A 4,624-nucleotide genomic window follows, 5' to 3' on the forward strand; every position below is an offset into this window, starting at 1 on the left:
GAACTAATTTATTGTATGGAATTAAGTCTGATGAGTTTTGATTTTCCTGTAATACCTTTGGAAACGCAGCTGTTGTTGCTGGTCCGAAATTTAAAGAATTCAAATTTATTATTAATTCTTTTGTAACTCCCTCTGCTGCCTGTAATGCTCCAATTAAAGATAATGCAGTCTGTCTAGATATAATTCCATCACATGGTCCAACACCTATAACATCTGACCAATCTTTATTTAACTGCCTTTGTATCGTAACTACCTTAGAATCTCCACCGCTAACCTTTTTGAACCAATTTAATGATAATAAACCAAACCATACTTTCCAATCAATCACACCAGTTTCTGGTAACCCTGCATCGCCTTGCATTTCTTTAATTGCTTTAACCCCAGAATTATAATATATTCCAGTAATTCCACCTGCCAAATAGCCTTTACAAAACAACGCGCATTGAATTAAACACACATTTATTTGTGGTTCATCATTAGGATCCATTTTTGAAATATTAGGTAAACTTTTCATTTTTTCTACTGTCAATGGTCCAACTGTTCCTGTTGCTGGTATAATACCATTCTGTATTTGAAACGCTCTAATAATACCTTGCATCACAGCTGTTCCTGTTTTACCATTTTCTTCAAGGTGTTCCCAATACTCATTTGCTCCAAACATTGCATTTAAATACTTTTGTGCTTTAGTTACATTTGCATCGCTCATTTTTCTTCCTCTCCTTGTGTATTCATTTTATAGTTGTTAAATTATATAAACTATACATAAGCAGATTATAGCACGCTATTAAATATTTACAATAAATTTTTTATTAAAAAAGAGTGAAGGAATATCTAATTCCTGAAAATAAAAGAATCAAAAAGTATAAAAATGCACAAAAAATAGCGCCTATCCGAATGGATAGACGCCAAAACTTTTAATTATTTGACCTGTCTACTTGACAGGGGGCTGTTCAAAGCCCACTCTTTATTTCCTACCATCTGTAATCTTAACCATACCTGTACAGATTTCAATAAACTCAGATACAACCAAACCTAATTTATCCGGTGAATATCTAGCAAGAACCTTTTTATATTCTCTAGTATCAACTATCATATTGTAATCACACATAGCCTCTGAAAGGTTCTCAATCTGACCCTGCTCACTAGTATGTATATCAAATCTATTAACGCAATCTCCCACGATTTCGTCAAAGATACTAAGATTACTTACAATAATAGGCTTATTAAACTTCATTAATTCAAGTACCGGCATACCAAAGCCCTCGGCCTTAGATGGGAAAAGGTAACAACTACATTTGCTATATAATTCCTCTTTCTTAGCTGGCTTTACATAGTTAAGGTAAGTTATGCCATCCACCTTACTCATACACTCATTAAGAAGGTCGTTAATATCTGCCTCCTGCATCTTTCCTGCAAGAATTAAAGGCTTCTTACCGCCCTTTTCTCTGTATCTTACATAGCTCTTAAGTAGAAGGTCTACGCCCTTTCGCTTCTCCATATTACCAACATAAAGAAAATATCCCTCATCCTTTATAACTGGTTTCTTCTTTAGCGGATTAGAAATTATATAACCATTACAACAAGCAATCTTTCTAGCCTCCGGGAAATTCTTCTCAGTAGTCTTTCTAGTTTGCTCTGAATTGTATAAAATCATGTCCGTAAATTTCAAAGTTTTCTTTAAGTAATGTTTAAAATAAAGACTATAAACCCTTCCAAAGTACTCCACATAATCAATAGGGAACATATCATGAATTGTAATCATTACCTTAAAGTTTCCCTTTGGACGGATTGGAATATTAGTATTAACTTCCCAAAAAATATCTGGCTTAACTTCATTTAATGTCTTTTTTATCCAATTAAAATATGCATAGACACCTGCACTTTTATAAGTAGATTTACCCATCTTTAATACGGGAATTCCCTGATCTTCAAAATGCTTTATATTGTCGCTTTCCGCCACATCAGTTAATAATACCCACTCAAATTCTGGATATTTCATAAGTTCCAATAAAAAATCATTAAGATACATTCCAACCCCGCTAGGTCTCGACCCTAATGTTCTAGCATCTACTGCTATCTTCATAAATAATCCTCCCGGATAAAGCTAAATCTTAAGCTTCCTTTTTCTTAAACACAAACAACTTACTAATAACATAATTCAAAACAATAACAATAATCTGTGCTACAAGTTTTACAAGCATTGAATTAAAGTGAAGCAATGTATCAAAGACTAAAATTATAGCTTCCTCAACTACAAGAGTTGCCAATCTTCCTGTATAAAACTTAAAAATCTCTCCTAAGACTTCCTTAGAATTATTAGTTTCTGAATCAAATACCCATATTTTATTAGTGATATATGCAAATGTAACTGCAAACACCCATGAAATTATATTCGCTATTAAAACATTAATTCCACATATCTTATAAGCAACATAATAACTTGCAATACTTACAACTGTTGTAAGTCCTCCAAATAATAAATAAAGTAAAACTTCCTTATTCTTAAAGTAAAATGGGCCAAGTGGTCCCCAAATCTTTGCTGACATTATTCTATCAAAAATGTCCTTATCTTTCTTTGCCATAATTCACTTAAGTTAAGCCTTGCTTAACCCCTTTCTATACATATAAACAAATAAATTCGCCTACAAAATAGCAGACGAATTTATTTTACCATTTATAGAATATAAGTCAATTATTCGGGTACTATAGCCATAGCCAAGGCTCATTGCTTTCTTCGCTAATATTAATACAAAAAAGCTATAGACTAATAAAATTAAATCTTATTTAGCCTATAGCTTTAAACTATTTATTCCTCTTTAAATATTTATAAATATTAAACGGTTCTTCTTTCTCTTCAAATGAAATGTGCTTTCTATTTAAAATATCTATAAATTCTAGGGCTTGTTCTTCTCCTATTTTAAAACATATCATCAGAATATATACTTATAAATATAAAAATACTCTTTTTCTTCTTTGAATGGTATATTTAAGCTTAAAATAATACTTTGTAATTCCTTCATATCATCATCATTAATTTTAAAAATCAAAATTTTTCTTTTATTTGTAACAAGTAAAACAAAGTTACTAAATTTAATTACTCTTTTTAATTCACTTGTATTACATATTTTTTTATCATCTAATTTAACTTCCTCAATGGTTATTTCTTTAATCTTATCCATTCTATCAATAAATTTATTTGTAATGTCTTTTTTTTGATATTGTTTTACCACTATTAAATACATCATTATATATAATAATTCAATAATAGCAGAAATTCTTGATGTATAAAGTAAACACTGAGAATGTAATTGAAAATTTATAATAATTAATAAAACAGTTATAGGAACTAAAATATACATAGCTCTAATACCACTTTCATAAAAAGCCATATTTTTATTTTTTCTATCAAGTAAATCTTTTAATATCTTTTTATCATCATCATTTAATTTCTCTGTTATTATCATCCTTATTCCCCTTTTTAACCTGCTACGAATGCCAATTTAACTAACGCAGTTATTACCAGCTCTATTCCACCTGCTAAATAGGCAATAGCTACACATAGTACTATAGCTCCTACAATTCCTATTGCGGTTGTAGCATATTCCGTATCAAATTTATTATTTCCTTTTGGATTCAAAACAATGACAAACTTTAATGCAACAGATATCTCGCAATTATCATCTTCTTCCGGCAACAAATCTGGAGAACTTGCAGTTATTGAAAATTCTGCACTTACTGGTGTAATATTGCTTACTTCAAACTCTATACTACCACTCTTTATCGATAAAGCCATATTTTTTAGTACTTCTCCAAATTTATCTGCTCCCTCAATATTAGAATTACTTAAATCGGCCGAAATAGCTACAATTTCATTCTGACAAGTTTGTGTTAATTTTCCATCATTTCCTATCTCCACGTTAATACTATACGCTTTATCTGTATCAGTTTTAACTGATGTAGAAATCACTGTTGTTACGTCTATCTCCCCCTCAGGGCTTACTACATGATACAACGGAATTTCCTTATCATATTCAATTCCAACATCCATTATTTTGTCTAAATATCCTAATGGAGACATTACATCATATACAAATTGATTTCTTGCAATTTCCATCTTTGCTTGAAGATTTTCTTCTTTTAATTCTTCAGCATTTTTTTCTTCAACTTTATCAAATTTATTAAATCCTTTATCCCTACCTGACATTGCATCTTTATCTATTGGAAAGGTAGGTTGTGCCCCAAATGATTCTATTGTATGAAATTGATCAAACGCCCAATTCTCAGGAATTCTATATCCTAGATTACAACTAAATCCAGTTGACATATCCGAAACAAAAGATTTATCAGCTAAGCCTAGTGCTGAAACCTTTGTACACACAAATCTAGGTGCATATATTCCTATTCTATAATTCTTCTTATTTTGAGAACTATTAAAACATAATTTTATCTTTTTAAAATATGGCACAATAAATGTATCTATCTGATATCCATAGCAATCGAAATCAACAGCAAAATATATAGTTGTTCCCTTTGGTATACCTATTCTTTCTGCTGCAAGTATTGCCGTTTTTGCATCAACACTTCCTTGTGATGGCTTTTTAAAATAATCTAGATAATATCCTCC

The 4,624-nt window shown here is 30.6% G+C and carries 5 protein-coding genes; all 5 read right to left on the reverse strand.

All coding sequences use genetic code 11. From position 1 onward, the window contains the following. Nucleotides 1-706, reverse strand: a 706-nt coding sequence (locus tag G600_RS14760; protein ID WP_034246594.1) for a peptidoglycan-binding domain-containing protein, incomplete at its 3' end; no start/stop codon positions are given. A gap of 258 nt (nucleotides 707-964) precedes the next feature. After that, entirely contained in the window at nucleotides 965-2,083 is a 1,119-nt protein-coding gene (locus tag G600_RS14765) for a glycosyltransferase family 4 protein (RefSeq protein ID WP_051195538.1), read from the reverse strand. A 28-nt stretch (nucleotides 2,084-2,111) separates the two neighbouring features. Further along, a complete protein-coding gene (locus G600_RS0113025) occupies nucleotides 2,112-2,582 on the reverse strand; it encodes a GtrA family protein (RefSeq protein ID WP_027432283.1) in 471 nt (156 codons plus the stop codon). Between the two features lie 348 nt (nucleotides 2,583-2,930). After that, on the reverse strand, nucleotides 2,931-3,464 hold the full coding sequence (locus tag G600_RS0113035) for a hypothetical protein (RefSeq protein WP_027432284.1): 534 nt from the start codon (nucleotides 3,462-3,464) through the stop codon (nucleotides 2,931-2,933). Between the two features lie 14 nt (nucleotides 3,465-3,478). After that, nucleotides 3,479-4,624: glycoside hydrolase domain-containing protein (locus tag G600_RS14770; protein ID WP_155885993.1), on the reverse strand; the 1,146-nt coding region annotated here is incomplete at its 5' end.

The organism is Lachnospira multipara ATCC 19207, assembly GCF_000424105.1.
Taxonomy (GTDB): Bacteria; Bacillota; Clostridia; order Lachnospirales; family Lachnospiraceae; genus Lachnospira; species Lachnospira multipara.